Genomic DNA, 22204 nt, shown 5'->3' with positions numbered 1-22204 from the left:
CGCTCGTCAGCCCCCTGCGCAGAACCTCGCATAGTCGATGTAACCGGGAAAATCACGCCCGGGCGGACACACGGGGCAATCGGGGTCGGGCGCCAGGCGGGTTTCGCGGAAGCGCAGGCCCAGCGTATCGACGTGCAACAGGCGGCCCGTCAGCGGCGTGCCGATGCCGAGAATCAGCTTGATCGCCTCGGTGGCCTGCAACAATCCGATCAGCCCCGGCACCACGCCGAGCACGCCGGCTTCGGCGCAGTTGGGCGCGGCTTCCGGCGGCGGGGGTTCCGGGAACAGGCAGCGATAACACGGCGCGGAGCCGCGATGCCGCCCGGCATCGAACACGCCCACCTGCCCTTCGAAGCGATGTACCGCGCCGTACACCAGTGGCTTGGCGAGTTTCACGCACGCATCGTTGAGCAGGTAGCGCGCGGCGAAGTTGTCGGCGCCGTCGACGACGACATCGACGCCTTCGACGATGCGCTCGACATTGTCCGAGGTCACGCGTTCGGCGATGGCCTCGATGCGGGTACGCGGATTGAGCGCGCGCAGTGTCGCCCGCGCACTCTCCACTTTCGAAGCACCGATGCGCGCATCGGTGTGCAGGATCTGCCGCTGCAAATTGCTGCGCTCCACCACGTCGTCGTCGGCGATGCGCAGCGTGCCGACGCCCGCGGCCGCGAGGTAATACGCGACGGGCGAACCGAGTCCGCCGGCGCCGATCACCAGGACCGTGGCGGCTTCCAGGCGCTTCTGCCCGGCCAGGCCGACTTCGGGCAAACGCAGATGACGCGAATAGCGATCGCTGAAGTCGTCGTCGAGTTCGGGGGCATCCATCGGCAGGCCCGCGGCGGACCACGCGAGCGTGCCGCCGATGACGGAAGCGAGGTTCGTGTAACCGCGTGCGGCCAACGCGTCGGCGGCGAATTGCGAACGACGGCCGCCCTGGCAGATCAGCAGGATTTCGGCGCCCGTGTCGGGCAGGTGCGCCGACGGGTCGGTTTCGAGCTCCGCGCGTGCGATGCCGCGTGCCCCGTGCGCGGTGCCGAGTGCGCGTTCGTGTGCGTCGCGCACATCGACCAGGAGCGCGCCGGCTTGCTGGCGCGCGAATGCTTCGGCGGGGGTGCGTTCGTGGACGGCCATCGGGGGATTATCCGGCCGGGGCGTTAATACGGCAGCACGTCGACGACATCGCCGATGGAAAGCTGTTGCGTTCCTTCCGGAACGACGATCAGGGCGTCGGCCATCGCGGCCGCGCGCAGGCGGTGGGAGCCGGTGGCGGCGTCGGGAAGGACATGGAGCGTGCCGTCTTCGCCGACTTCGAGGTGGCCGCGGACGAATTCACGGCGGGCGTGCGCCTTCTGGATCGGCGCCGTGAGGCGTGCGCGGAAGCGGCGGCGCGCTTCGGTACGTCCTTGCAGCCCGTCGAGCAGGCGGCGGCCGAGCGTCGCGTAGGTGGCGAAGACCGACACCGGATTGCCGGGCAATCCCAGGAATCGCGCGCGTTCCAGGTCGCCGAACAGCAAGGGCATCCCCGGCTTCATGCGCACCTTCCAGAACCGGATGCGGCCGTGCGCCTCCAGCAGCGCGGGCACGTGGTCCTTCTCGCCCGCCGAGACCGCGCCGCAGGTGATCACCACGTCGAAACTCGATGCGGCATCGCGCAGCATCGACGCGATGCGTTCCGGATCGTCGGGCAAGGTGGGCCACGCGGTGGGTTCCAGGCCATCGGCGCGCAACAGGCCCATCAGCAACTCGCGGTTGCTGTCGTGGATCTGGCCCGGTGCCAGCGGCATGCCCGGCGGCACGAGTTCGTCGCCCGTGGTGAAAACCGCGACGGTCGGGCGCGCGGACACCGCGAGCTGGTCGATGCCGAGCGACGCGGCGGTGGCCACGCGCGCAGGCGTCAGGACCAGGCCCGGCGCGAGCACGGCGTCGCCGACCTGCACGTCTTCGCCTGCATGCCGCACGTTGGCGCCGGCGCGGATGTCGGCGGGCACCGTGATGCGCTCGCCTTCGACACGAACGACTTCGCGGATGGCGACGGTATCGGCGCCGCGCGGCATGGGCGCGCCGGTGGTGATGCGGATGCATTGGCCGGCATCCAGGGACAGGTCGAGCGCGCGGCCGGCGAATTGTTCGCCGACCAGTTGCAGCGTGCTTTCGCCTTGCGCCACGTCGACATGGCGTATCGCGTAGCCGTCCATCGCGCTGTTGTCGAACGGCGGCAGCGGGATCGGCGCGATGAGATCCTGCGCGAGGATGCGCTGGTGCGTGCGCGCGAGGGCGAGGCGTTCGGTGGGCAGGCGATGTTCGGCCGCAGCGGCGTCGACAATTGCCTGCGCCTGGTCGAACGTGAGTTGCGTCGGGAAGTCGCCGCGCATGTCAGGGTAGATGGGCGTGGGCCGCGACGAGATCGTCCGGCGTGTTGAGGTTGCCGAGGCGGACGCCGGGCAGGCGAATGCGCGGCATCGCGAGCCGTTGCTGCAGGGATTGGACGGAACGGTCGTCGATCGCCAGCGCCACGTTGCGAAGCGATTCGACATTCCACAACGCCACCAACGGCTGCGGGCCATCTTCGTCTTCGATGCTCGCGCCCTGCCCGCCCGCGCTGGCCAGCGTGGGGATCAAACAGTCGTTCACGAACACGACGTCGACCGGAAGCGTGAGCAACCACAGCCTCGTACACGCGTGCGCCAGCGCGTCGAGGCCGCCGATCGGACCGAGATCGGGCGTGCGATCCGGAACCGGCGTCAGGTCGAGTGCTTCGTAACGTTCGAAATCGCGATTCGCGCTGACGAGGGTTTGCGACACTTCGCGTTCGAACCGATGCGCCAGGCGCTGCACCTGCGCGATGCCGCCGCGCATGATCCAGGCTTTGTCGATGCCACCCAGTCGCGTGCCGCGGCCACCGGCGAGGATCCCGAGCGCGATGTCCCGCGGCGCGATCACGCCGGCCCTTACTTGCCCTTGACGTGCCGCATCAGGCGGCGCTTCTTCGCGACCTGACGTTCGGTGAGCGCGTTCTTGGGCTTGTCCTTGTAGGGGTTTTCGCCTTCCCGGAAGATGAAGCGGATCGGCGTGCCCACGAGCTTGAACCGCTTGCGAAAGAAGTTTTCCAGGTAGCGGCGGTACGAATCCGACAAGGTGCGCAAGCGCGTGCCGTGCACGATGAAGGTCGGCGGATTTTCGCCGCCCGGGTGCGTGTAACGCAGCTTCGCGACGTGCCCGCGCACCACCGGCGGCGGGTTGGTCTCGTACGCGATCTCCATCGCCTTCGTGATTTCGGCGGTGGTGAACTTGCGCGTGGCCGAGCCGTGTGCGCGATGCACCGCCTTGAACAACTCGCGCAGGCCCGAGCCATGCAGCGCGGAGATGCGCACCGCTTCGGCCCACTCGACGAACGCGAGTTTGCGCGAGAGCAGCGCTTCGTTCTGCTGGCGCTGGTAGTCGCTCAGGCCGTCCCACTTGTTGACCGCCACGACCAGCGCGCGGCCGGCGTCGAGCACCGCGCCGAGCACGCTGGCGTCCTGCTCGGTCACGCCTTCGACGGCGTCGAGCATGATCACCGCGACCTGGCAGTGTTCGATCGCCTGCAGCGTCTTGACGATCGAGAACTTCTCGACGGCTTCTTCCACGCGCCCCTTGCGGCGCAGGCCGGCGGTGTCGATCAGGCGGTATTTGCGTCCGTCGCGCTCCAGGTCGACGGCGATCGAATCGCGCGTCGTGCCCGGCACGTCGGAGGCGATCATCCGCTCCTCGCCGAGGATGCGGTTGACCAGCGTGGACTTGCCGACGTTCGGGCGGCCGACGAAGGCCACGCGCATGCGTTCGGGATCGTCGTCTAGGATCTGCGTGTCGCCGTCAGCTGGGAGCACGGCCAGCGCACGCGCGAGCAGGGTGTCGATGCCCGTCTTGTGCGCCGAAGAGGTGGCGAGCACGTCCTTGAAGCCGTAACGCGCGAATTCCGCGAGCGCCGTCTGCGGATCCAGGCCATCGATCTTGTTGACGACGAGGAAGGTCGGCGTGTCGACCTTGCGCAGCCACGCAAGGATCTCGTCGTCGATCGACGATGCGCCTTCGCGGCCGTCGACGATGAAGAGGATCAGGTCGGCTTCTTCGGCCGCCGAACGCGACTGGCGCGCGGTGGCGCCGGCGAGGCCTTCCTCGATGCCGGCGATGCCGCCGGTATCCACGAGCACGAACGGGCGCTCGGGATCCAGGCGGCACACGCCGTAATTGCGATCGCGCGTGACGCCGGGCTCGTCGTGCACGAGGGCATCGCGCGAGCGCGTCAACGCATTGAACAGCGTCGACTTCCCGACGTTCGGACGACCTACCAGCGCGACGAGGGGAAGCATTTTGACCCTTACTGCAGACGGAAAGCGGTGACTTCGCCGTCGGTGTTCTGGATGAGCAGGACGCCGTCGGACACGACGGGCGCAGCCTTCACCGGATCGCCACCGGCGCGCGCACGCGCGGCGAACGCACCGTCGGACAGGCGCAGCCAGTGCACGTAACCGTCGTAGTCGGCGACCACGGCGTAATCGCCCTGCACCGCCACGCCCGTCACCTTGCGGCGTGCGAGCGCGGGCTGCGACCACAGCGCGCTACCGGTGGCCTTGTCGATGGCCCACACGGTGCCGGCCGGATCGGCCACGACGATGCGGTCGGGCGCGTTGCCCGGGCGGCCGGAACCGCCGTTCTCGCGCTGCCAGATCGGACGACCCGTCGGGCCGTCGAGCGCGATGGTCTCCTTCTTGAAGCTCGTCGCGTAGATCGTCGTGCCGTCGAGGACGGGCGTGCCGTCGACATCGGCCAGGCGGTCGAGTTCGCTGCGGCCTTCGTTCTGCGCGACGGCCTGTTCCCACAGCAGGCGACCGTCGGTGGCCGAAAGCGCGGCGACGGTGCCATCGTCGTTGCCGACGAACACGAAACCGGGGCCGAGCAACACCGCATCGTTGCCGCGCACGGTGAGCGCCGGCAGGTCGCGTTGCCAGAACCAGCGGCGCGCACCGGTTTCGGCGTCGAACGCGGTCACGCGACCGTCATTGCTGTGCACGAGCACCAGGCCGTCGCCGACGGTCGGCGCGGCGATGACTTCGGCGCCGACTTTGCCCTTCCACTTCTCGGTGCCGGTCGCGGCATCGAGCGCGATCACTTCGCCGTCGAGGCCACCAACGGCGACCACGCCGCCGCCCACGCCGGGACCGCCGGACAGGCGCACGTCGGGCTTGTCTTCGACTTCGGCCGGCTTGTAGGTCCACTGCACGGCGCCGGTCTGCAGGTCGAGCGCGCTCACGCCGCCCTTGACCGCAGCCACGTACACCTTGCCGTCGGCGACTGCCGGGCCCTGGCGCACGCCGATCTTGCCTTCGCCCTTGCCGGCGCCGACCGACCACATCTTCGCGACCTTGGCGGTCGCCGTGATGTCGGTGAGTTCAGCCGGCTCTGCGGCCTTCTTGTCGTCCTTGCCGCCGAACCACCCCTTGATGGTGGTGCAGCCGCCGAGGACGAACACGCACGCCAGGACGAGCGCTGCGCGCGAAACGATGCGGGAATGCGAAGACATCAGATGCTGGCCTCCGGCCGGGCCGGGCTACCGCCGACCTGGATGAGCTTGAGTTCGACGAGGCGACGCGCCGGGGTGGCGACGTCGAGTTTGGCGAGCGCCTGCGTGTAGGCGGCGCGTGCGTCATCGGTGCGGCCGAGCGCGAAGAGCGCATCGCCGCGCGCTTCGATCGCCGCGGCGCCTTCGGGCTTGTCGCCCAGCAGCGCGAGTGCGTCCTGCGGCTTGCCGCCGTCGAGGTACAGGCGCGCAAGGCGCGAATGCACGACGGCCATCATCGCCGGATCCTTCGCGTGCACGCCCTTGAGCGTGGCGATGGCGGCGTCGCGCTCGCCCTTCTCCACCTGCGCGCGCGCCAACTGCATCGCGGCGAGCGCGGCGTATTCGGTGTCGGACCTGGAGAGCGCCACGTTTTCGGCGGCCGCCTTTTTCAGGTCGTGCGCGGCGATGGCATCGACGACCTGCGAGTACTGCGCACCCATCCGTGCGCGTTCCCCGGCCTGATGGTTCTGCCACCAGTTCCAGCCGCCGATGACGGCCAGGCCGAGGGCTATGCCCGCGATGAGGCCCGCGCCATTCTGGCGCAACCAACCGCGGACGCGTTCGCTTTGTTCGTGCTCATCGAGCAAATGGTCGACCATGCTGGACCTTGGACTGTTGCTATCGGGGGATGCGGACGCGCGCGAGCGCGGGACGCGTCACGCCTGCCCCGCATGCGGGCCCTGGAAGCGCGTGGGTCAGTCGCCGACCGGCGCCAGGGAGCCGTCAGAGGATACCGTAAAGCGCGCGACGTTCGCGCGGCGGAAGGGCGTCAGGTCCTGCGAACGATCGCCCTGCTGCACCACCACCGCCGATGCATTGCCCAGCGTGACGCGGCCGACTTCGCCCGCGGCATAGGAACGCGTGGTACCCGCCGGAAGCAGGCCCTTCTCGATCGTGCGGCCATCCGGGGACTGCACCTGCACCCAGCTGTCGCCCGTCAGGCGCAGCGCGAGCGCGGATTTCGCCACCGGGCGCGGCGAAAGATTGGGCGTCATCGAAGCGACGACGGTGGGTTCGTTCACGACGGGCGCGGGCGCGTCGACGTCGCCGGCCAGCGGCGCACCGGCGGCGGGCGCATCGAGCGACTGCACCGTCGCCGGATCCGTGCGGCCCATGATGTGCGGCTTGGTCGCCAGCCACGCGGGCACGACGAGCGCGGCAGTGAGGATGATGTAGACCAGACGGCGCTTGCCCTGCTCGAACCATCGCGTCATCCGCGGCGTGTAGCTGCGCGCGACGATGGGCGTGGGTTCGATCGGCGCGACGCCCGACGCGGCGAGCGTGGTGGAGGTCACCAACCCGAGCAGGCGCGAATAGCTGCGCAACTGGCCGCGCACGTAGACCGGTGCGCCGAGGCGCTTCCAGTCTTCGGCTTCCATCGCCTCGACGACGCGATGGGGCATCTTGAGTCTCGCGGAGACCTCGTCGATCGTCAGGCCCGCGTTGATGCGTGCCTTGCGCAAACGTTCGCCGACACCGGGCTCTCCGCCGGATGCGTAGGCGTGTTCGTGTTCGCTGGTCATGGCGACTTCGATCCCCCCGCGTTCCCCTGCGCAGTGCCGGGGAATTCCTCCCTCAGGCGGCGAACGTATCGTGCCGCTGCAGCACTGTCGCCGAGTTTGTCTTCGATCTGTGACGCAAGTATTAGCGCATCGGCGTCCGCCGCGGCAGCCGCCAGTCGGCGCTCGGAGAAAGCGCGCGCTTCGAGATAGTGGCCGGACCGGAACTGCAGCTTCGCCAGCGCAGCCAGCGCGACCGGATTTTCCGGGGCGAGCGCCACGGCCTGGCGCAGGTCGCGGTCGGCGCGCACGGCGTCGCCGGCATCGAGCGAGCAGCTGCCGGAGTTGGCCAGCGCGGCCGCGGGTGTTCCGTAGCCGGGCGCCTGCATCGCGCGGTCGAACCAGTCGAGCGAGGCCTGCGGCTGGCCGTTCATGCACAGCCACGTGCCGTAATTGTTGAGGGTGCGGCCGTCGGTGGGCGCGAGTTCGGAGGCACGCTTGTAGTTCTGGCCGGCCTGCGCCGACTGGCCCTGCTGCTCGGCGATCACCGCCAGCAGCGTGTACGCGCCGACCGAGTTCGGATCGCTCTGGAGCGCCTGGCGCGCGTACTTTTCGGCGGCGACGAGGTCGCCGGTGCGCAGGCGTTCTTCCGACAGCCCGAGCGAATTGCGCGCCTGCGTGCGATTGCGGGCCTCGGGCGTTTCGTGCACGACGACCGGTGCGTTGGATTCCTCGAAGTTGCCGCGCGAGGTGTCGGTCTTCATGAAGGCGACGCGCGAACAACCCGCCCCCGCAAGGGCCACCAGGAGTGCGACCGCGACGACCTCAGGCCGCCGCATCGCCGATCCCCTGTTCGGCCAGGTGCTTGCGGAACTCGGCCTGCCGCCGGGTCCGGTCGAGCACCTGCCCCTTCAACTGGCCGCATGCAGCGTCGATGTCGTCGCCGCGGGTGCGCCGCACCGTCGCCAGCACGCGCGCTTCCTGCAAGGTTTTCTGGAACGCGCGGATGTCCTCTTCCGGCGAACGCTCGAAGCGCGTGCCCGGGAAGGGATTGAACGGAATGAGGTTGACCTTGGCCGCGTCCTTCATCTGCACGGCATTGTCGAATTTGTGCATCAGGCGCGCCAACTGCTTCGCATGCTGCGGCTGGTCGTTGACGCCCTTCATCAGCGTGTATTCGAAGGTGATCGACGTGCCCTTCTTGCGCATCGCGTAACGCGCGGCCGAATCAAGAAGCTCGGCGATCGGGTACTTCTTGTTGAGTGGCACCAGCTCGCTGCGCAGATCGTCGTTCGGTGCGTGCAGCGAGATGGCCAGCGAGACGTCGCTCACCTGCCCCAGCTTGTCGATCATCGGGACCATGCCCGCGGTCGACAGGGTGACGCGCTTGTTGGCCAGGCCGAAGCCCAGGTCGTCGCGCATGACGTTCATCGCGCGCACGACGTTGTCGAAGTTCATCAGCGGCTCGCCCATGCCCATCATCACCACGTTGGTGAGCTTGCGCTGATGGTGCGGGACGTTGCCGAGGTGGCGCGCCGCGACCCACACCTGCCCGATGATTTCGGCGGTGGAAAGATTGCGGTTGAACCCCTGCGTTGCGGTGGAACAGAACTGGCAGTTGAGCGCGCAGCCGACCTGCGAGGACACGCACAGCGTGCCGCGGCCCTTGTCGGGAATGAACACCGCCTCGATGGCGTTGCCGCCATCCATGCCGAGCAGCCACTTGTGCGTGCCGTCGGCCGAAGGCTTTTCGAATTGCACCTTCGGCACGACGATTTCCGCCGCGTCCTCGAGCTTGGCGCGCAGCGCCTTGCCCAGGTCGGTCATCTCCGCAAAATCCGTGACGTAGCGATGGTGGATCCACTTCATCACCTGGTGCGCGCGGAAACGCTTCTCGCCGAGGGTGTCGGCGAAGAAGTCTTCCAGGCCCTCGCGGTCGAGCTCGAGGAGGTTCTGCTTGGTGGCGATCGCGTTCACTGCGTTGCTTTCGATGACCTGTCAGTCAGGCGCTCAGCGCGCGCAGACGTCGGTGGCGGGGAAGAAGAACGCGATTTCGTTCGCGGCGTTCTCGAGCGAATCCGAACCGTGCACGGCGTTGGCGTCGATCGAGTCGGCGAAGTCGGCGCGGATCGTGCCCGCGGCGGCGTCCTTCGGATTGGTGGCGCCCATCAGGTCGCGGTTCTTCTGCACCGCGTTGTCGCCTTCGAGCGCCTGGATCATGACCGGGCCGGAGATCATGAAGTTCACCAGCGCGCCGAAGAACGGACGCTCGCGGTGCACGGCATAAAACCCTTCGGCTTCCTGCTTCGACAGGTGCTTCATTTTCGCGGCGACGACCTTCAGGCCGTTCTTCTCGAAGCGGGAATAGATTTCGCCGATGACGTTCTTGGCAACGGCATCGGGCTTGATGATCGACAGGGTGCGCTCCAGCGCCATTTCGAAACTCTCCGGGCAGGCGGGCTCGCGACTTTCGCGCGAGCCCGAGGATAACAGAAAAACCCGCGACGGAACGCGGGTTTAGCCGATATGGCTGGCAGCGATTCTAGCCGGTGAACGCTTCACTTGCACGCGTGGAACACAACCTCCGGTGAGCGGCAGGTGCGTCCGCGCCGTTTGACGATACGTTGGCGTACGGACTAGGATCGAACAAGCGTTTGAACCGTGCGCTTGAACCAAGCGCTTGAACCAGTGGACCGAATCGCCCGCAGAGGACCCGTGCCATGCCGACCACCGTGCACTTCTCCACCAAGGACCGGATCCTCGGCGCCGCCGAAGAACTCTTCGCCCAGTACGGATTCGCCGGCACTTCGTTGCGCCAGGTGACCAGCCGTGCGGACGTCAACATCGCGGCCGTGAACTACCATTTCGGCAGCAAGGAGAACCTCGTCAACGAGGTGTTCCGACGCCGCATGGACGACATGAGCGCGCATCGCATCGACGCGCTGAAGGCCGCGATGAAGGCGCATCCGGGCGCGCTCGAACCGATCCTGGCCGCCTTCGTCGAACCCGCGCTGGCCATGGCGCAGGACCGCCACGGCGGCGGCGCGTTCATCCGCGTCATCGCCCGCGCCTACGCCGAGAAGAACGACGGCCTGCGCAAGTTCCTGTCCGACCAGTACGGGCACGTGCTGCGCGAATTCGCGAAGGCCATTGCGGCCTGCATGCCCGGCCTGACGAAGGAAACGCTGTATTGGCGGCTGGATTTCCTGTCGGGTGCCCTGACCTATGCGATGGCCGATTTCGGACTGATCAAGCGGCCCTCGGGTGTTTCCGAAGCCGCCCATCGACAGCACGTGGCGGAGGAATTGATCCGCTTCGCCGCGGCCGGTTTCAAAAGCTGAGACATTGCTTTAACTCGACCTCATTTCTTTTTCCCTTTCATGGGCTTACGCAACATGTCGAAGAAATTGCTTGTACGCCGGGCGGCCGTGCTCGGCGCCGGGGTCATGGGCGCGCAAATCGCCGCCCACCTGACCAATGCCGGCGTGGATACGGTGCTGTTCGACCTGCCCTCGAAGGAAGGCCCGCCCGACGGCGTCGCGATCAAGGCCATCGCCAACCTCGGCAAGCTCTCCCCTGCTCCGCTCGCCGACAAGGCGCTTGCCGAAAGCATCGTGCCGGCGAACTACGACACCGGCCTGGAACTGCTGCGCGGCTGCGACCTGGTGATCGAAGCGATCGCCGAACGCATGGACTGGAAGCAGGACCTGTACCGCAAGATCGCCGACTTCGTGCCCGAACACGCGGTGCTCGCCAGCAACACCTCGGGCCTGGGCATCAATGCGTTGGCCGGCGTGCTGCCCGAAGCCCTGCGCCACCGTTTCTGCGGCGTGCATTTCTTCAATCCGCCGCGCTACATGCACCTGGCCGAATTGATTCCCGCGCAAACGACCGATCCGGACATCCTCGAAGCGCTCGAAACCTTCCTCGTCACCACGCTAGGTAAGGGCGTGGTCATTGCGAAGGACACGCCGAACTTCATCGGCAACCGCATCGGCGTGTTCTCGATGCTGGCCGCGATGCACCACACGCAGCGACTGGGTCTCGGGTTCGACACCGTGGATGCGCTGACCGGTCCGGCGATCGGTCGTCCGAAGTCGGCGACTTACCGCACCGCGGACGTCGTCGGCCTGGACACGATGGCGCACGTCATCAAGACGATGGCCGACACGCTGCCGAATGATCCGTGGCACCAATACTTCGCCGCGCCTGCATGGCTGCAGGCACTGGTCGCCAAGGGCGCGCTGGGCCAGAAGACCGGCGCGGGCTTCTACACCAAGCGCGGCAAGGACATCCTCGTCGTCGATCTGGCGCAGCAGGATTACCGGGCAAGCGCGGGCGAACTGGATCCTTCCGTCGCCGAGTTGTTGAAGGAGCGCGACCCCGCGAAGAAATTCGCCGCGCTGCGTGCAAGCGAACATCCGCAGGCGCAATTCCTGTGGGCCTGCTTCCGCGACACCTTCCACTACACCGCCTATCACCTGGCCGACATCGCCGACACTGCGCGCGACGTGGACCTCGCGATCCGCTGGGGCTACGGCTGGTCGCTCGGTCCGTTCGAAACCTGGCAGGCCGCGGGATGGAAGCAAGTGGCGCAATGGATCGCCGACGACATCGTCGGTAACCAGGCCATGGCGAATGCGCCGTTGCCCGACTGGGTGTTCGACGGCCGCGACGGCGTGCACGGCCCCGCCGGCAGCTACAGCCCCGCCCGCAATGCGATGGTGCCGCGCTCGTCCAATCCGGTGTACCAGCGCCAGCGGTTCCCCGATCCGGTGCTCGGCGAGAAGTTCTCGCAGGGCCGCACCGTGTTCGAGAACGACGGCGTGCGCATGTGGGTCGACGAAGGAGACGACATCGCGGTGGTCGGCTTCAAGACCAAGCTGCAGACGGTCAACAATTTCGTGCTCGACGGATTGCAGGAAGCGATCGCGATCGCCGAACGCGATTTCCGGGGCCTGGTGATCTGGCAACCGAAGGAGCCCTTCTCCGCCGGCGCCGACCTTGCCGGCGCGCTGGGCCTGTTGCAGGCCGGCGACGTCAAGGGCTTCGAGGGCATGGTCGGCAACTTCCAGGCCACCAGCCAGCGCATCAAGTATTCGCTCGTGCCGGTCGTTGCCGCGGTGCGCGGCCTGGCCCTCGGCGGCGGTTGCGAATTCCAGATGCATGCCGCGCGCAGCGTGTTCGCGCTCGAGAGTTATGTCGGCCTCGTCGAAGCAGGCGTCGGCCTGTTGCCGGCGGGCGGCGGCCTGAAGGAACTCGCCTTGCGCGCGTCGGAAGCCGCGGGTCCCGGCGGTGATGTCTTCGCGCAGTTGAAGACGGGCTTCGAATCGGTGGCGATGGGCAAGGTGTCCACCTCCGCGTTCGAAGCCAAACAGTTGAAGCTGGCGCGCGAAAACGATGGCGTGGTCTTCAACGCCTTCGAACTGCTCGACGTCGCGCGCGCGCAGGCGCGTGCGCTCGCCGATTCCGGGTATCGCCCGCCGTTGCCGGCGCGTCGCATCCAGGTCGCGGGCGATGTCGGCATCGCGACGTTCAAGATGATGCTCGTCAACATGCTCGAAGGCCGCTTCATCTCGCCGCACGATTTCGAAATCGCGACGCGCATCGCCACCGTGCTCTGCGGCGGCGCCGTCGACCGCGGCACGCTGGTCGACGAGGCATGGCTGCTCCGCCTGGAACGCGAACACTTCGTGGCGCTGGCGCAGATGCCGAAGACGCAGGAACGCATCGCGCACATGCTCAAGACCGGCAAGCCGCTCAGGAACTGACTGACATGACCAAGCAAGTACAGGAAGCGTACATCGTCGCCGCCACGCGCACGCCCGTGGGCAAGGCCCCGCGCGGCGTGTTCCGCAATACCCGCCCCGACGACATGCTCGCGCACGTGCTGCGCAGCGCCGTCGCGCAGGCGCCGGGCATCGATGCCGCGCGCATCGGCGATGTCATCATCGGCTGCGCGATGCCCGAGGGCGAGCAAGGCATGAACGTCGCGCGCATCGGCGCCTTGCTCGCGGGCCTGCCGAACACGATCGCCGCGCAGACCATCAATCGTTTTTGTTCGTCGGGTTTGCAGGCGGTCGCGTTGGCCGCCGACCAGATCCGCCTCGGCCATGCGGACCTGATGCTCGCCGGCGGCACCGAGTCGATGTCGATGGTGCCGATGATGGGCAACAAGGTGGCGCTGAGCCCGTCGGTGTTCGCCCAGGGCGGCGAAAACGTCGCCATTGCCTACGGCATGGGCATCACCGCGGAGAAGGTCGCCGAAGAATGGAAGGTCTCGCGCGAAGACCAGGACGCATTCGCGCTCGCTTCGCACCAGAAGGCGCTCGCGGCGATCCAGGCCGGCGAATTCGATGCGGAGATCTCGCCGTATGAAGTCATCTCGCACCTGCCCGACGGCAACCTCATCCAGGAAGTGCGCCGCATCGTGAAACTCGATGAAGGCCCGCGCCCCGATACCTCGCTCGAAGGCCTCGCCAAGCTCAGGCCGGTGTTCCGCAACGGCCAGTTCGGCGGCAGCGTCACCGCGGGCAACAGTTCGCAGATGAGCGATGGTGCGGCTGCCGTGTTGCTCGCCTCCGAACAGGCGATCAAGGATTACGGCCTGACGCCGCTGGCGAAATTCCGCAGCTTCAGCGTTGCCGGCGTGCGCCCCGAAGTGATGGGCATCGGCCCGATCGCGGCGATTCCCAAGGCCCTGGCGCAAGCGGGCCTGTCGATCGATGCGATCGACTGGATCGAACTCAACGAAGCCTTCGCCGCGCAGGCGCTCGCGGTGATCCGCGATTCGAAACTGGATCCGGCGAAGGTCAATCCGCTCGGCGGCGCGATCGCGCTCGGCCATCCGCTCGGTGCGACCGGCGCGGTGCGCACCGCGACCATCGTGCACGGGCTGCATCGTCGCAAGCAGAAATACGGCCTGGTGACGATGTGCATCGGCACCGGCATGGGTGCGGCGGGGATTTTCGAAGCGGTGTGAGGCGGACGCGGCCCGGCTACTTGTCGGGCCGTTCGTCGCGTGGCGCATTGTCGAACGACCGCGCGAGCAGTATCAGGAAGATCGCGAGCACCAGCACCGAGGCGAGCAGCAGGATGAACAGGCAGCCGGCGAACACCGGCACGATCGCCCCGCCCAGTTGGCCGAACGCACCGAGCCCGCCGGCGATCGCCGCCAGCGTCAGCAGGCAGGTCAGCGTGAGCGGAAAATACGGCACGCGCGGCGGATAACCGGCGCGCGTCAGGCGCCGACCCGCAATGGCGCGGACGATGACGAGCACGCCGGTGTAGACGCAGGTCGCGCCGCAGGCGATGCGATAAACGCGATCGGTGGTCCAGGGAAACAGGCCGAGCCACAACGGCAGCAAGGCCAGCAGCAGCGCACCGATGCTCGTGGCGAGCATCCACGACAGCGACCAGGGATCGCGCGGATGCCAGCCTTCCGGCGCCGTCGTGCGGATGGCCGCGATCAAACCGGAAAAGCCCGCCAGCGCGACGCCGATCTGCGCGATCGCGATCAGCACATCGCCGATGGGTGAAGCGGGCAACGGAGCGGGCATCGCACGTTGCCGCCCTGCACTACTTGAGTTCGACCACGCCCAGCTCGTCGAGCGCCGTCTGCATCGTGCGCGCCGCGGCTTCGCTGAGCTTTTCGTGGTCGAGCGCGTAGCGGATGGTCGCTTCGATCAGCCCGATGTGCGTGCCGCAGTCAAAGCGCGTGCCGCGGAAGCGATAGGCGTCCACTTCCTGCTCGATGAGCAGTTGCGCGATGGCATCGGTGAGCTGGATCTCGCCGCCGGCACCGGGCTTGACTTGCTCGAGCAGTGCGAAGATGCGGCTGTCGAGCACGTAACGGCCGACGACGGCGAGCGTGCTCGGCGCGTCCTGCGGCTCGGGCTTCTCGACGATCGCGCTGATGCGGCCCTTGCGCCCGGTGAAGTCCTCGGTCGCCACGATGCCGTAACTGCTGGTCTTGTCGGCGGGGACATCCTGCACGGCGAGCACGCTGTTGCCAGTCTCCGCCGCGTGGTCGGTCATCTGCTTCAGCGCGCCGGGGCCGCGGTTCCAGATCAGGTCGTCGGGCAACAACACGGCGAAGGGTTCGTCGCCGATCACTTCCTTCGCGCACAACACCGCGTGGCCGAGGCCCAATGCCTCGGCCTGGGTGACGAACACCGCGCGCACGCCGGGCGGCAGCACGTTGCGTACGAGTTCCAGTTGTTCGTGCTTGCCGGCGCGTTCGAGCTTCTGTTCGAGCTCGTAGGCCTTGTCGAAATAGTCCGCGACGGCGTGCTTGTAACGGTTGGTGATGAACACCAGCGTGTCGCAGCCGGCTTCGATGGCTTCGTCGACGGCGTACTGGATCAGCGGCTTGTCGATGATCGGCAGCATTTCCTTCGGCACGGTCTTCGTGGCGGGAAGGAAGCGCGTACCGAGGCCGGCCACGGGAAACACGGCCTTGCGCACGCGGCGCGGCGGGTTGGGGGACGTCGGGGTCATCAGATCCTGCGGGCGTTGCGGGCGGGAAAGGCCACTACGGTGGCGGCCTGCGCGTGCACGGCGGGTGCAGGCGCGAATTCGGGCACCGCTGCGCGCAGCACGCGGGACATGATTTCGAGGTCGTAGCGGCCGCAGGCTTCGCGCAGTTGCGCGAGCGCCTCGTGCACGGCGTCGGGCGAGACCGCGCGCGGTTCGGCCTGGAGAATCTTGGGATGCGAGGTGGGGCGGTAGCGCTCGTCGGCGTGGAAGAGCGTTTCGTGCAATTTCTCGCCCTGCCGCAGGCCCGAGTAGACGATCGCGATGTCGCGCCCCGGCTGCTTGCCCGCCAGGCGGATCATCTGTTCGGCCAACACGCGGATCGCGACCGGCTCGCCCATGTCGAGCGTGTAGACCGCTTCGTGCGCGCCGATCGCCGAAGCCTGCAGGATCAACTGGCAGGCTTCGGGAATGGTCATGAAGAAGCGCGTGACCTCCGGGTCGGTGACCGTCACCGGGCCGCCCTTGCGGATCTGTTCGCGGAACAGCGGCACGACGCTGCCCGCCGAGTCGAGCACGTTGCCGAAGCGCACGGTGACGAAGCGCGTCGAGCGCCGGTCCACGAGCGACTGGCATGCGATTTCCGCCAGGCGTTTCGTCGCGCCCAGCACGTTGACCGGATCGACCGCCTTGTCGGTGGAGATCAGCACGAACGTGCCGACGCCGTTTTCATGGCACGCGCGCGCGACCGTGTCGGTGGCGAGCACGTTGTTGCGCACGGCTTCGCGCAACTGGTCCTCGAGCAGCGGCACCTGCTTGTACGCGGCCGCGTGGAAGACCGAATCGGGTTCGGACAGGCGCAGCGCGTGCGCGATGACCGCCGGGTCCCCGCAATCGCCGAGCAGCGGCACGCATTCCAGGTCCGGGAAATCGCGCTGCAGTTCGGCGACGGTGGTGGTGAGCGCGAGTTCGTCGATCTCCACGATGCCGACGCGACGCGCGCCATGCTTCGCGCACTGTCGGCACAACTCGGCGCCGATCGAACCACCGCCTCCGGTCACCAGGACGGAGCGACCACCGAGCCAACCGCGAATCGCTTTCCAGTCAGGCATGACGGGGCTGCGACCGAGCAAGTCTTCGATCGCAACTTCCTTCAGTTCGCCCGGTTGCGAGCGGCCTTCGAGCATGTCGTCCAAGCGCGGCACCATGCGGAAGGGAATTCCGGTGCGTTCGCAGACGGCGACCACGCGTTGCAACAACGTCGCATGCACCGAGGGCATGGCGATGACGATCAGGCGCGCGGCGGTTTCGCGCGCGATGGATTCCAGGTCCGCGATCGGCCCGAGCACCGGCACGCCCTGCAACTTGCTGCCGCGCAATTGCGCCGCGTCGTCGAGGAATCCGACCGGTTCGTACGCGCCGGTACGGCGCAGGTCGCGCACGAGCGCTTCGCCCGCCAGGCCGGCACCGAGGATCAGCACGCGCACGCCCTGCGCATGGGTGCGCGCGAGCGTGTGTTCCTTCCACACGCGATACAGCAGGCGCGGCGCGCCAAGCAGGCCGACGAGTGCGAAGGGATAGAGGATCAACACCGTGCGCGGCACGGTCGCCAGGCGGTTGTAGAGGAACAGGCCCAGCGCGATGGCGATGACGCCGAGAACCGCGGCCTTCGCCAGGTTGAACAGGTCGGGCACGCTCGCGAAGCGCCACAGTCCGCGATACAGGCCCACGCGCCACAGCACCAGGCCCTGCGCGATCAGCACGAGCAGCATTTCCGGCGAGGTCAGCGCGGGCACGTCGACCGGCGTGCCGGCCAGCCCGTGGCGGACGAGCCGCAGGGCGTTCCAGCTGAGCCACACCATGATCAGGTCATGGGCCAGGACCGCGGTGCGCGGCAGGGCCGACGCCCAATTCGGACGCCACGACATCATTCGGTGCTTTCCTTCACCGCGCTACTCCCTTCCCTTTGCAGCATCCACCACGCTCCAACACCGGCGGTATACCACGCGACGACGACGACCGACACCCGCAGCGCGTCATGTCCCTGACCTCCGAGCGTCGCCATCAGGACGATGGCGGCCAGCGTCCACGCCGCATAGGCCAGCGTGACCCTGGGGTGCGAGCCCGTGCGTCGCGCCCATTGTTGATAGAGATGCTGCGCGTGCGGTCGCCACCAGCGCTCCGCGCGCAGCATGCGGCGCGCGAGGGTCAGCGCTGCATCGATCACGAACGCGGAGATCGGCAGCGCCCACAACCACGCCTGCGCGGCGGACGTGCCTGCAACGGTCCTGATGAGCAACGCGGCCAGCGCGAACCCGAGCGCCCCGCTCCCGACATCGCCGAGGAAGATGCGCGCCCTGGGGAAGTTGAAGGGCAGGAAGCCCAGCGTCGCCGCCGCAAGCGCAAGGGCCCACCACGACCATGCGCCATGCCCGAGCAGCCCGATCGCCAGCGCGCACAGCAGTGCCTGGGTCGCGGCGATGCCGTCGATCCCGTCCATGAAGTTCCAGATGTTCGTCAGCGCCATCGCCAGCACGAATGCCGCGACGGCGAGGGTCGGTTCACCAGTGGCGTGCCCCGTGCCGACCGCGAGCAGCGCCGATGCGATGCCCTGTACCGCCAGGCGCCACCACGGGGACAACGGGCGGTGATCGTCGAGCAAGCCCACGCCCGCGACCAGGGCCAGGCCCGCAAGCGCGCAGCTCAGTTCGAACGGATCGGCCAAGCCGCGCAGCCACCACGCGCCCGTGAGCAACAGCGCGACGACGATCGAAACCCCGCCGCCGCGTGGCGTCGGCGTCGTGTGCGCGCGACGTTCGCCCGGTGCATCGACGACGCCGCGACGCAGTGCGTAGGCCCGCGCAAACCAGGTGCCCCCCAGTCCAATCAGCAGGCAGCCGAGCAACCATGCAGCGGACATCAGACGACCGCGTAGTTCAGCAATGGCTTGATCGAGCCCCATTCCTTGCAACTGGGGCATTGCCAGTGGTGCGCACGCGCGCCGAAACCGCAGCGGTTGCACCGGTAACTCGGATTGCGCACGAGCAACTGGTCGGTGATGTGCTTGAGATCTTCGAGCGTGGCCGCAGGGTCGCCGCCGTCGGCGAGCGTCAGGTCGATCAGCGCCGCTTCGCCGCGCACGGACGGACGATCCTTCAACTGCTGCGCGAGGTAGGCGCGCGCCGAAGACACGCCCTCTTCGGATTCGACCATCTTCGTCAGTGCGAGCACGGGCGCGACACCGCGATAGTGCTCGATCATCTCGGTGAGGAAACTGCGCGCGCCCGACAGATCGCCCGCGCGTTCGTAGGCCGGCAACAACTGCGGCAGGATTTCAGGGAGATAGTCGGCGTCGATGCGCGCGACGCGCTCGAAGGCGCGAATGGCGGCGGCATCGTTGCCGTGTTCGAGTTCGATGCGGCCTTCCAGGATGCCGGCGCGCACGGAATTCGCATCGGCCTGGTAGGCGCGCGCAACCGCGGCGCGCGCGGCTTCGACTTCGCCTGCGGCACGATGGCGGTCGGCGAGTTCGCATTCGAATTGCGCGACCAGCTTGCCCATCGGCTCGGCGGTGATTTCCTCGTAGCGCGTGGCGTTCTCGATCGCCTTCGCCCAGTCGCGTTCGGCCTGGTAGATGCCGATGAGATGCTTGAGCGCCTGCGGGGCGCGCATGTCCAGGCGCACGAGGTCGCTGAAAACCGTCTCCGCGCGATCGAGCAGGCCCGAGCGCATGTAATCCTCGCCCAGCGCGAGCAGCGCCTGCACCTTCTGCTGGTCGGACAGGTCGGGCCGCTGCACGAGCGCCTGGTGCAGCCGGATCGCGCGATCGACTTCACCGCGACGGCGGAACAGATGTCCGAGCGCGACTTGCGTTTCGAACGTGTCCTTGTCCAGTTCGGCGATGCGCAGGAAGACTTCGATCGCCTTGTCGGGCTGCTCGTTGAGCAGGTAGTTCAGGCCGCGGAAGTAGGTGGTCGACAGCCGGCTGACCTGCGTGTCGCTGTGGCGTTCGCCACCGCGCCGGCCGATGAGCCAACCGCTCCACGCCGCGAGCGGCAACAGGAGGAAGAACCAGAACCACTGGTTGACGAATTCCAACATGCGTCAGGGGATCGTCCGGTCGTTGTCGGGGCGTGCGTCGCGCGAACGCGCGTCGGGCTTCTGCGCACGGCGCAGGCGTTGTTGCATCGGCAGGACCACGCTCGCCGCCAGTGCGAGGCCGCCGGCGACCACGCCGACGAGCAGCGACACCAGCACGATCACGCCGAGCGAGCTCGTCGCGCTGGCGAAGCCGAAGTCGAGCACTGCCGTTTGCGGGTTGAGCGCGCCCACGACGATGCCTGCCGCGAGGCATGCCAGGGCAATCAGGAGACGGATCAATCGGATCATTCGGCGCTGCGGCTCCTTCGCGTTGGAGGGGTCAGCTTAGCCGATGGACTCATGCGTCCGGTTCGACCGGCACCACGGCGCTGACGCGCTCGCGGAGTTCCTTGCCGGGCTTGAAATGCGGGACGTGCTTGCCCGGGAGCGCGACGGAGTCGCCGGTCTTCGGGTTGCGCCCCAGGCGGGGCGGACGGTAGTGCAGCGAGAAGCTGCCGAAACCGCGGATTTCGATGCGTTCGCCGCCACTGAGCGACCCGCCCATCATCTCGAGCAAGGACTTGACCGCGAGATCGACGTCGTCCGCCTTCAGGTGGCCCTGGCGCGCGGAGAGGATCTCGATCAGTTCGGACTTGGTCATTCTGGCTCGTCGGATGCGGGCAGTGGATTGCTCGGTTGGATTGCTCGGTTGGAGCCCGGCCTTTCCTGCTTGTGCGAAAGGCGGCCCGATGACCGGGCCGCCTTCGCGATGCAACGATTACTCGGACTTGTTGTTCAGCTGCTCGCGCAGCAGCGCGCCGAGGCGCGTGGTGCCCGTGGAAGCGTCCGATGCCTTGTTGTATTCGGCCATGGCTTCGGCGGTATCCGCTTCGTCCTTCGCCTTGATCGACAACTGCAGCGTGCGGCCCTTGCGGTCCATGCCGGTGAACTTGGCTTCGACTTCCTCGCCGACCTTCAGCACCTGGCTGGCGTCTTCGACGCGGTCGTAGGAGATGTCGCGAACCGAGACATAGCCTTCCACGCCCTCGCCCAGGTCGATGGTCGCGCCCTTGGCGTCCACTTCCTTGACGGTGCCCTTGACCTTCGAGCCCTTCGGGTTGGCAGCCATGTACTGGCCGAACGGATCCTGCTCGAGCTGCTTGACGCCGAGCGAGATGCGCTCGCGCTCCGGGTCGACCGCGAGCACGACGGCGTCGAGGTTGTCGCCCTTCTTGAAGTTGCGCGCGACGTCTTCGCCGGTGGAGTTCCAGCTGATGTCCGACAGGTGGATGAGACCGTCGATGCCGCCGTCCAGGCCGATGAAGACGCCGAAGTCGGTGATCGACTTGATCTGGCCCGACACCTTGTCGCCCTTCTTGTGGATCGCGGCGAAGGTTTCCCACGGATTGCTGGTGACCTGCTTCATGCCGAGCGAGATGCGGCGACGCTCTTCATCCACGTCGAGCACCATGACCTGCACTTCGTCGCCGACCTGGACCACCTTGGACGGGTTGACGTTCTTGTTGGTCCAGTCCATTTCGGACACGTGGACCAGGCCTTCGACGCCCGGCTCGATTTCGACGAACGCGCCGTAATCGGTGACGTTGGAGACCTTGCCGAACACGCGGGTGTTGGCCGGGTAACGACGGGCGATGTTGTCCCACGGATCCTCGCCCAGCTGCTTCAGGCCGAGGCTGACGCGGTTGCGCTCGCGGTCGTACTTGAGCACGCGGACGTCCAATTCCTGGCCGACTTCAACGACTTCGGACGGATGGCGCACGCGCTTCCAGGCCATGTCGGTGATGTGCAGCAGGCCGTCGATGCCACCGAGGTCCACGAACGCGCCGTAGTCGGTGAGGTTCTTGACGACGCCCTTGAGCACCGCGCCCTCGACCAGCTTCTCGAGCAGCTGCTCGCGCTCTTCCGAATGTTCGCTCTCGACCACCGCACGGCGGGAGACGACGACATTGTTGCGCTTGCGGTCGAGCTTGATGAGCTTGAACTCGAGTTCCTTGCCCTCGAGGTACACCGGGTCGCGGACCGGGCGCACGTCGACCAGGGAACCCGGCAGGAACGCGCGGACGTCCTTGATGTCGACGGTGAAACCGCCCTTGACCTTGCCGCTGATGCGGCCGGTGATGGTTTCGTTCTTCTCGAGCGCTTCCTCGAGTTCGTCCCACACCATCGCGCGCTTTGCCTTCTCGCGGGACAGCACGGTTTCGCCGAAGCCGTTCTCGAGCGAGTCGAGGGCGACCTTCACTTCGTCGCCCACGCCCACGTCGATCTCGCCGGCGTCGTTGCGGAACTGTTCGATCGGCACGATGCCTTCGGACTTCAGGCCGGCGTTGATCACGACGACGTCGGTACGGACCTCGACGACGACACCGGTGACGATGGAGCCGGGCTTGAGCTTGGCCAGGCCGGCCTGGCTCTGTTCGAACAGTTCGGCAAAAGATTCGGTCATTGCAGCGGACATTGGTAAATTCTCAGGCGGTGCTTCGGGATGAAGCGACCAGGGGGTTGGAGTGGTGAACCCCACCGCACACCC

The 22204-nt window shown here is 67.3% G+C and carries 21 protein-coding genes; 3 read left to right on the top strand and 18 right to left on the bottom strand.

The window, feature by feature from the left end; all coding sequences use genetic code 11:
* Nucleotides 1–6: 6 nt before the first annotated feature.
* From moeB to ndk, 10 genes are all read right to left on the bottom strand, one after another.
* Entirely contained in the window at nt 7–1134 is a 1128-nt protein-coding gene (moeB, locus tag ACXJJ8_RS09380; protein ID WP_499029240.1) for a molybdopterin-synthase adenylyltransferase MoeB, read from the bottom strand.
* Nucleotides 1135–1157: 23 nt separating this feature from the next.
* Nucleotides 1158–2375, bottom strand: coding sequence for a molybdopterin molybdotransferase MoeA (locus tag ACXJJ8_RS09375; protein ID WP_499029238.1), 1218 nt, complete (start codon nt 2373–2375; stop codon nt 1158–1160).
* Between the two features lies 1 nt (nt 2376).
* On the bottom strand, nt 2377–2943 hold the full coding sequence (gene mobA / locus ACXJJ8_RS09370) for a molybdenum cofactor guanylyltransferase (RefSeq protein ID WP_499029235.1): 567 nt from the start codon (nt 2941–2943) through the stop codon (nt 2377–2379).
* Nucleotides 2944–2951: 8 nt separating this feature from the next.
* Nucleotides 2952–4352 carry a ribosome biogenesis GTPase Der gene (der, locus tag ACXJJ8_RS09365; protein WP_499029233.1) on the bottom strand — a complete coding sequence of 467 codons (1401 nt, stop codon included), beginning with the start codon at nt 4350–4352 and terminating at the stop codon, nt 2952–2954.
* Between the two features lie 8 nt (nt 4353–4360).
* Nucleotides 4361–5563 carry an outer membrane protein assembly factor BamB gene (gene bamB, locus ACXJJ8_RS09360; protein WP_499029230.1) on the bottom strand — a complete coding sequence of 401 codons (1203 nt, stop codon included), beginning with the start codon at nt 5561–5563 and terminating at the stop codon, nt 4361–4363.
* Nucleotides 5563–6201, bottom strand: a complete 639-nt coding sequence (locus ACXJJ8_RS09355; protein WP_499029228.1) for a YfgM family protein — start codon at nt 6199–6201, stop codon at nt 5563–5565. The genes bamB and ACXJJ8_RS09355 overlap by 1 nt, the downstream gene beginning before the upstream one ends.
* Before the next feature lie 96 nt (nt 6202–6297).
* Nucleotides 6298–7125, bottom strand: coding sequence for a RodZ domain-containing protein (locus tag ACXJJ8_RS09350; protein ID WP_499029226.1), 828 nt, complete (start codon nt 7123–7125; stop codon nt 6298–6300).
* Complete coding sequence (pilW, locus tag ACXJJ8_RS09345) at nt 7122–7940, bottom strand: type IV pilus biogenesis/stability protein PilW (protein WP_499029224.1); 819 nt, start codon at nt 7938–7940, stop codon at nt 7122–7124. Before pilW ends, ACXJJ8_RS09350 begins: the two co-directional genes overlap by 4 nt.
* Nucleotides 7927–9093 (bottom strand): dual-specificity RNA methyltransferase RlmN, encoded by a 1167-nt coding sequence (gene rlmN / locus ACXJJ8_RS09340; protein ID WP_499029589.1) that lies wholly within the window; start codon nt 9091–9093, stop codon nt 7927–7929. Before rlmN ends, pilW begins: the two co-directional genes overlap by 14 nt.
* 18 nt (nt 9094–9111) lie before the next feature.
* Nucleotides 9112–9537: a nucleoside-diphosphate kinase gene (gene ndk, locus ACXJJ8_RS09335; RefSeq protein WP_499029222.1), complete on the bottom strand. Its 426-nt coding sequence runs from the start codon at nt 9535–9537 to the stop codon at nt 9112–9114.
* A 284-nt stretch (nt 9538–9821) separates the two neighbouring features.
* On the opposite strand from ndk, the gene ACXJJ8_RS09330 reads away from it, so the two are divergent.
* Genes ACXJJ8_RS09330 through ACXJJ8_RS09320 form a run of 3 tightly spaced genes read left to right on the top strand, consistent with a single transcriptional unit; the run spans nt 9822 to nt 14083 of the window.
* On the top strand, nt 9822–10442 hold the full coding sequence (locus ACXJJ8_RS09330) for a TetR/AcrR family transcriptional regulator (protein ID WP_499029220.1): 621 nt from the start codon (nt 9822–9824) through the stop codon (nt 10440–10442).
* Between the two features lie 54 nt (nt 10443–10496).
* On the top strand, nt 10497–12872 hold the full coding sequence (locus ACXJJ8_RS09325) for a 3-hydroxyacyl-CoA dehydrogenase/enoyl-CoA hydratase family protein (protein WP_499029217.1): 2376 nt from the start codon (nt 10497–10499) through the stop codon (nt 12870–12872).
* 5 nt (nt 12873–12877) lie between these two features.
* Nucleotides 12878–14083, top strand: a complete 1206-nt coding sequence (locus ACXJJ8_RS09320) for an acetyl-CoA C-acyltransferase (protein ID WP_499029215.1) — start codon at nt 12878–12880, stop codon at nt 14081–14083.
* Nucleotides 14084–14099: 16 nt separating this feature from the next.
* Here the strand turns inward: ACXJJ8_RS09320 and ACXJJ8_RS09315 are convergent, their stop codons facing one another.
* From ACXJJ8_RS09315 to rpsA, 8 genes are read right to left on the bottom strand one after another with little or no spacing between them, the layout of a single operon-like run.
* Nucleotides 14100–14660 carry a hypothetical protein gene (locus ACXJJ8_RS09315; RefSeq protein ID WP_499029213.1) on the bottom strand — a complete coding sequence of 187 codons (561 nt, stop codon included), beginning with the start codon at nt 14658–14660 and terminating at the stop codon, nt 14100–14102.
* A gap of 19 nt (nt 14661–14679) precedes the next feature.
* Nucleotides 14680–15600, bottom strand: coding sequence for a UTP--glucose-1-phosphate uridylyltransferase GalU (gene galU / locus ACXJJ8_RS09310; protein WP_499029211.1), 921 nt, complete (start codon nt 15598–15600; stop codon nt 14680–14682).
* Nucleotides 15600–17507, bottom strand: a complete 1908-nt coding sequence (locus ACXJJ8_RS09305) for a polysaccharide biosynthesis protein (RefSeq protein WP_499029209.1) — start codon at nt 17505–17507, stop codon at nt 15600–15602. Before ACXJJ8_RS09305 ends, galU begins: the two co-directional genes overlap by 1 nt.
* Entirely contained in the window at nt 17504–18496 is a 993-nt protein-coding gene (locus ACXJJ8_RS09300) for an MraY family glycosyltransferase (protein WP_499029207.1), read from the bottom strand. Before ACXJJ8_RS09300 ends, ACXJJ8_RS09305 begins: the two co-directional genes overlap by 4 nt.
* Entirely contained in the window at nt 18496–19677 is a 1182-nt protein-coding gene (gene lapB / locus ACXJJ8_RS09295; protein WP_499029205.1) for a lipopolysaccharide assembly protein LapB, read from the bottom strand. The genes ACXJJ8_RS09300 and lapB overlap by 1 nt, the downstream gene beginning before the upstream one ends.
* Nucleotides 19678–19680: 3 nt before the next feature.
* Complete coding sequence (locus tag ACXJJ8_RS09290) at nt 19681–19965, bottom strand: lipopolysaccharide assembly protein LapA domain-containing protein (protein WP_499029203.1); 285 nt, start codon at nt 19963–19965, stop codon at nt 19681–19683.
* Nucleotides 19966–20014: 49 nt separating this feature from the next.
* Nucleotides 20015–20431: an integration host factor subunit beta gene (locus tag ACXJJ8_RS09285; RefSeq protein WP_499029201.1), complete on the bottom strand. Its 417-nt coding sequence runs from the start codon at nt 20429–20431 to the stop codon at nt 20015–20017.
* Between the two features lie 3 nt (nt 20432–20434).
* Entirely contained in the window at nt 20435–22120 is a 1686-nt protein-coding gene (gene rpsA, locus ACXJJ8_RS09280) for a 30S ribosomal protein S1 (RefSeq protein WP_499029199.1), read from the bottom strand.
* Nucleotides 22121–22204: the final 84 nt, after the last annotated feature.

The sequence above is a fragment of the Lysobacter sp. P5_C4 genome, assembly GCF_054049695.1.
This window is presented reverse-complemented; position numbering and strand designations above follow the sequence as displayed.

What these genes read in the sequence shown, in the direction of transcription:
- moeB (WP_499029240.1), bottom strand. Translation starts at nt 1,134, where the DNA reads ATGGCCGTCCACGAACGCACCCCCGCCGAAGCATTCGCGCGCCAGCAA.
- ACXJJ8_RS09375 (WP_499029238.1), bottom strand. Translation starts at nt 2,375, where the DNA reads ATGCGCGGCGACTTCCCGACGCAACTCACGTTCGACCAGGCGCAGGCA.
- der (WP_499029233.1), bottom strand. Translation starts at nt 4,352, where the DNA reads ATGCTTCCCCTCGTCGCGCTGGTAGGTCGTCCGAACGTCGGGAAGTCG.
- bamB (WP_499029230.1), bottom strand. Translation starts at nt 5,563, where the DNA reads ATGTCTTCGCATTCCCGCATCGTTTCGCGCGCAGCGCTCGTCCTGGCG.
- ACXJJ8_RS09355 (WP_499029228.1), bottom strand. Translation starts at nt 6,201, where the DNA reads ATGGTCGACCATTTGCTCGATGAGCACGAACAAAGCGAACGCGTCCGC.
- ACXJJ8_RS09350 (WP_499029226.1), bottom strand. Translation starts at nt 7,125, where the DNA reads ATGACCAGCGAACACGAACACGCCTACGCATCCGGCGGAGAGCCCGGT.
- pilW (WP_499029224.1), bottom strand. Translation starts at nt 7,940, where the DNA reads ATGCGGCGGCCTGAGGTCGTCGCGGTCGCACTCCTGGTGGCCCTTGCG.
- ndk (WP_499029222.1), bottom strand. Translation starts at nt 9,537, where the DNA reads ATGGCGCTGGAGCGCACCCTGTCGATCATCAAGCCCGATGCCGTTGCC.
- ACXJJ8_RS09330 (WP_499029220.1), top strand. Translation starts at nt 9,822, where the DNA reads ATGCCGACCACCGTGCACTTCTCCACCAAGGACCGGATCCTCGGCGCC.
- ACXJJ8_RS09325 (WP_499029217.1), top strand. Translation starts at nt 10,497, where the DNA reads ATGTCGAAGAAATTGCTTGTACGCCGGGCGGCCGTGCTCGGCGCCGGG.
- ACXJJ8_RS09320 (WP_499029215.1), top strand. Translation starts at nt 12,878, where the DNA reads ATGACCAAGCAAGTACAGGAAGCGTACATCGTCGCCGCCACGCGCACG.
- ACXJJ8_RS09315 (WP_499029213.1), bottom strand. Translation starts at nt 14,660, where the DNA reads ATGCCCGCTCCGTTGCCCGCTTCACCCATCGGCGATGTGCTGATCGCG.
- galU (WP_499029211.1), bottom strand. Translation starts at nt 15,600, where the DNA reads ATGACCCCGACGTCCCCCAACCCGCCGCGCCGCGTGCGCAAGGCCGTG.
- ACXJJ8_RS09305 (WP_499029209.1), bottom strand. Translation starts at nt 17,507, where the DNA reads ATGATGTCGTGGCGTCCGAATTGGGCGTCGGCCCTGCCGCGCACCGCG.
- ACXJJ8_RS09300 (WP_499029207.1), bottom strand. Translation starts at nt 18,496, where the DNA reads ATGTCCGCTGCATGGTTGCTCGGCTGCCTGCTGATTGGACTGGGGGGC.
- lapB (WP_499029205.1), bottom strand. Translation starts at nt 19,677, where the DNA reads ATGTTGGAATTCGTCAACCAGTGGTTCTGGTTCTTCCTCCTGTTGCCG.
- ACXJJ8_RS09290 (WP_499029203.1), bottom strand. Translation starts at nt 19,965, where the DNA reads ATGATCCGATTGATCCGTCTCCTGATTGCCCTGGCATGCCTCGCGGCA.
- rpsA (WP_499029199.1), bottom strand. Translation starts at nt 22,120, where the DNA reads ATGACCGAATCTTTTGCCGAACTGTTCGAACAGAGCCAGGCCGGCCTG.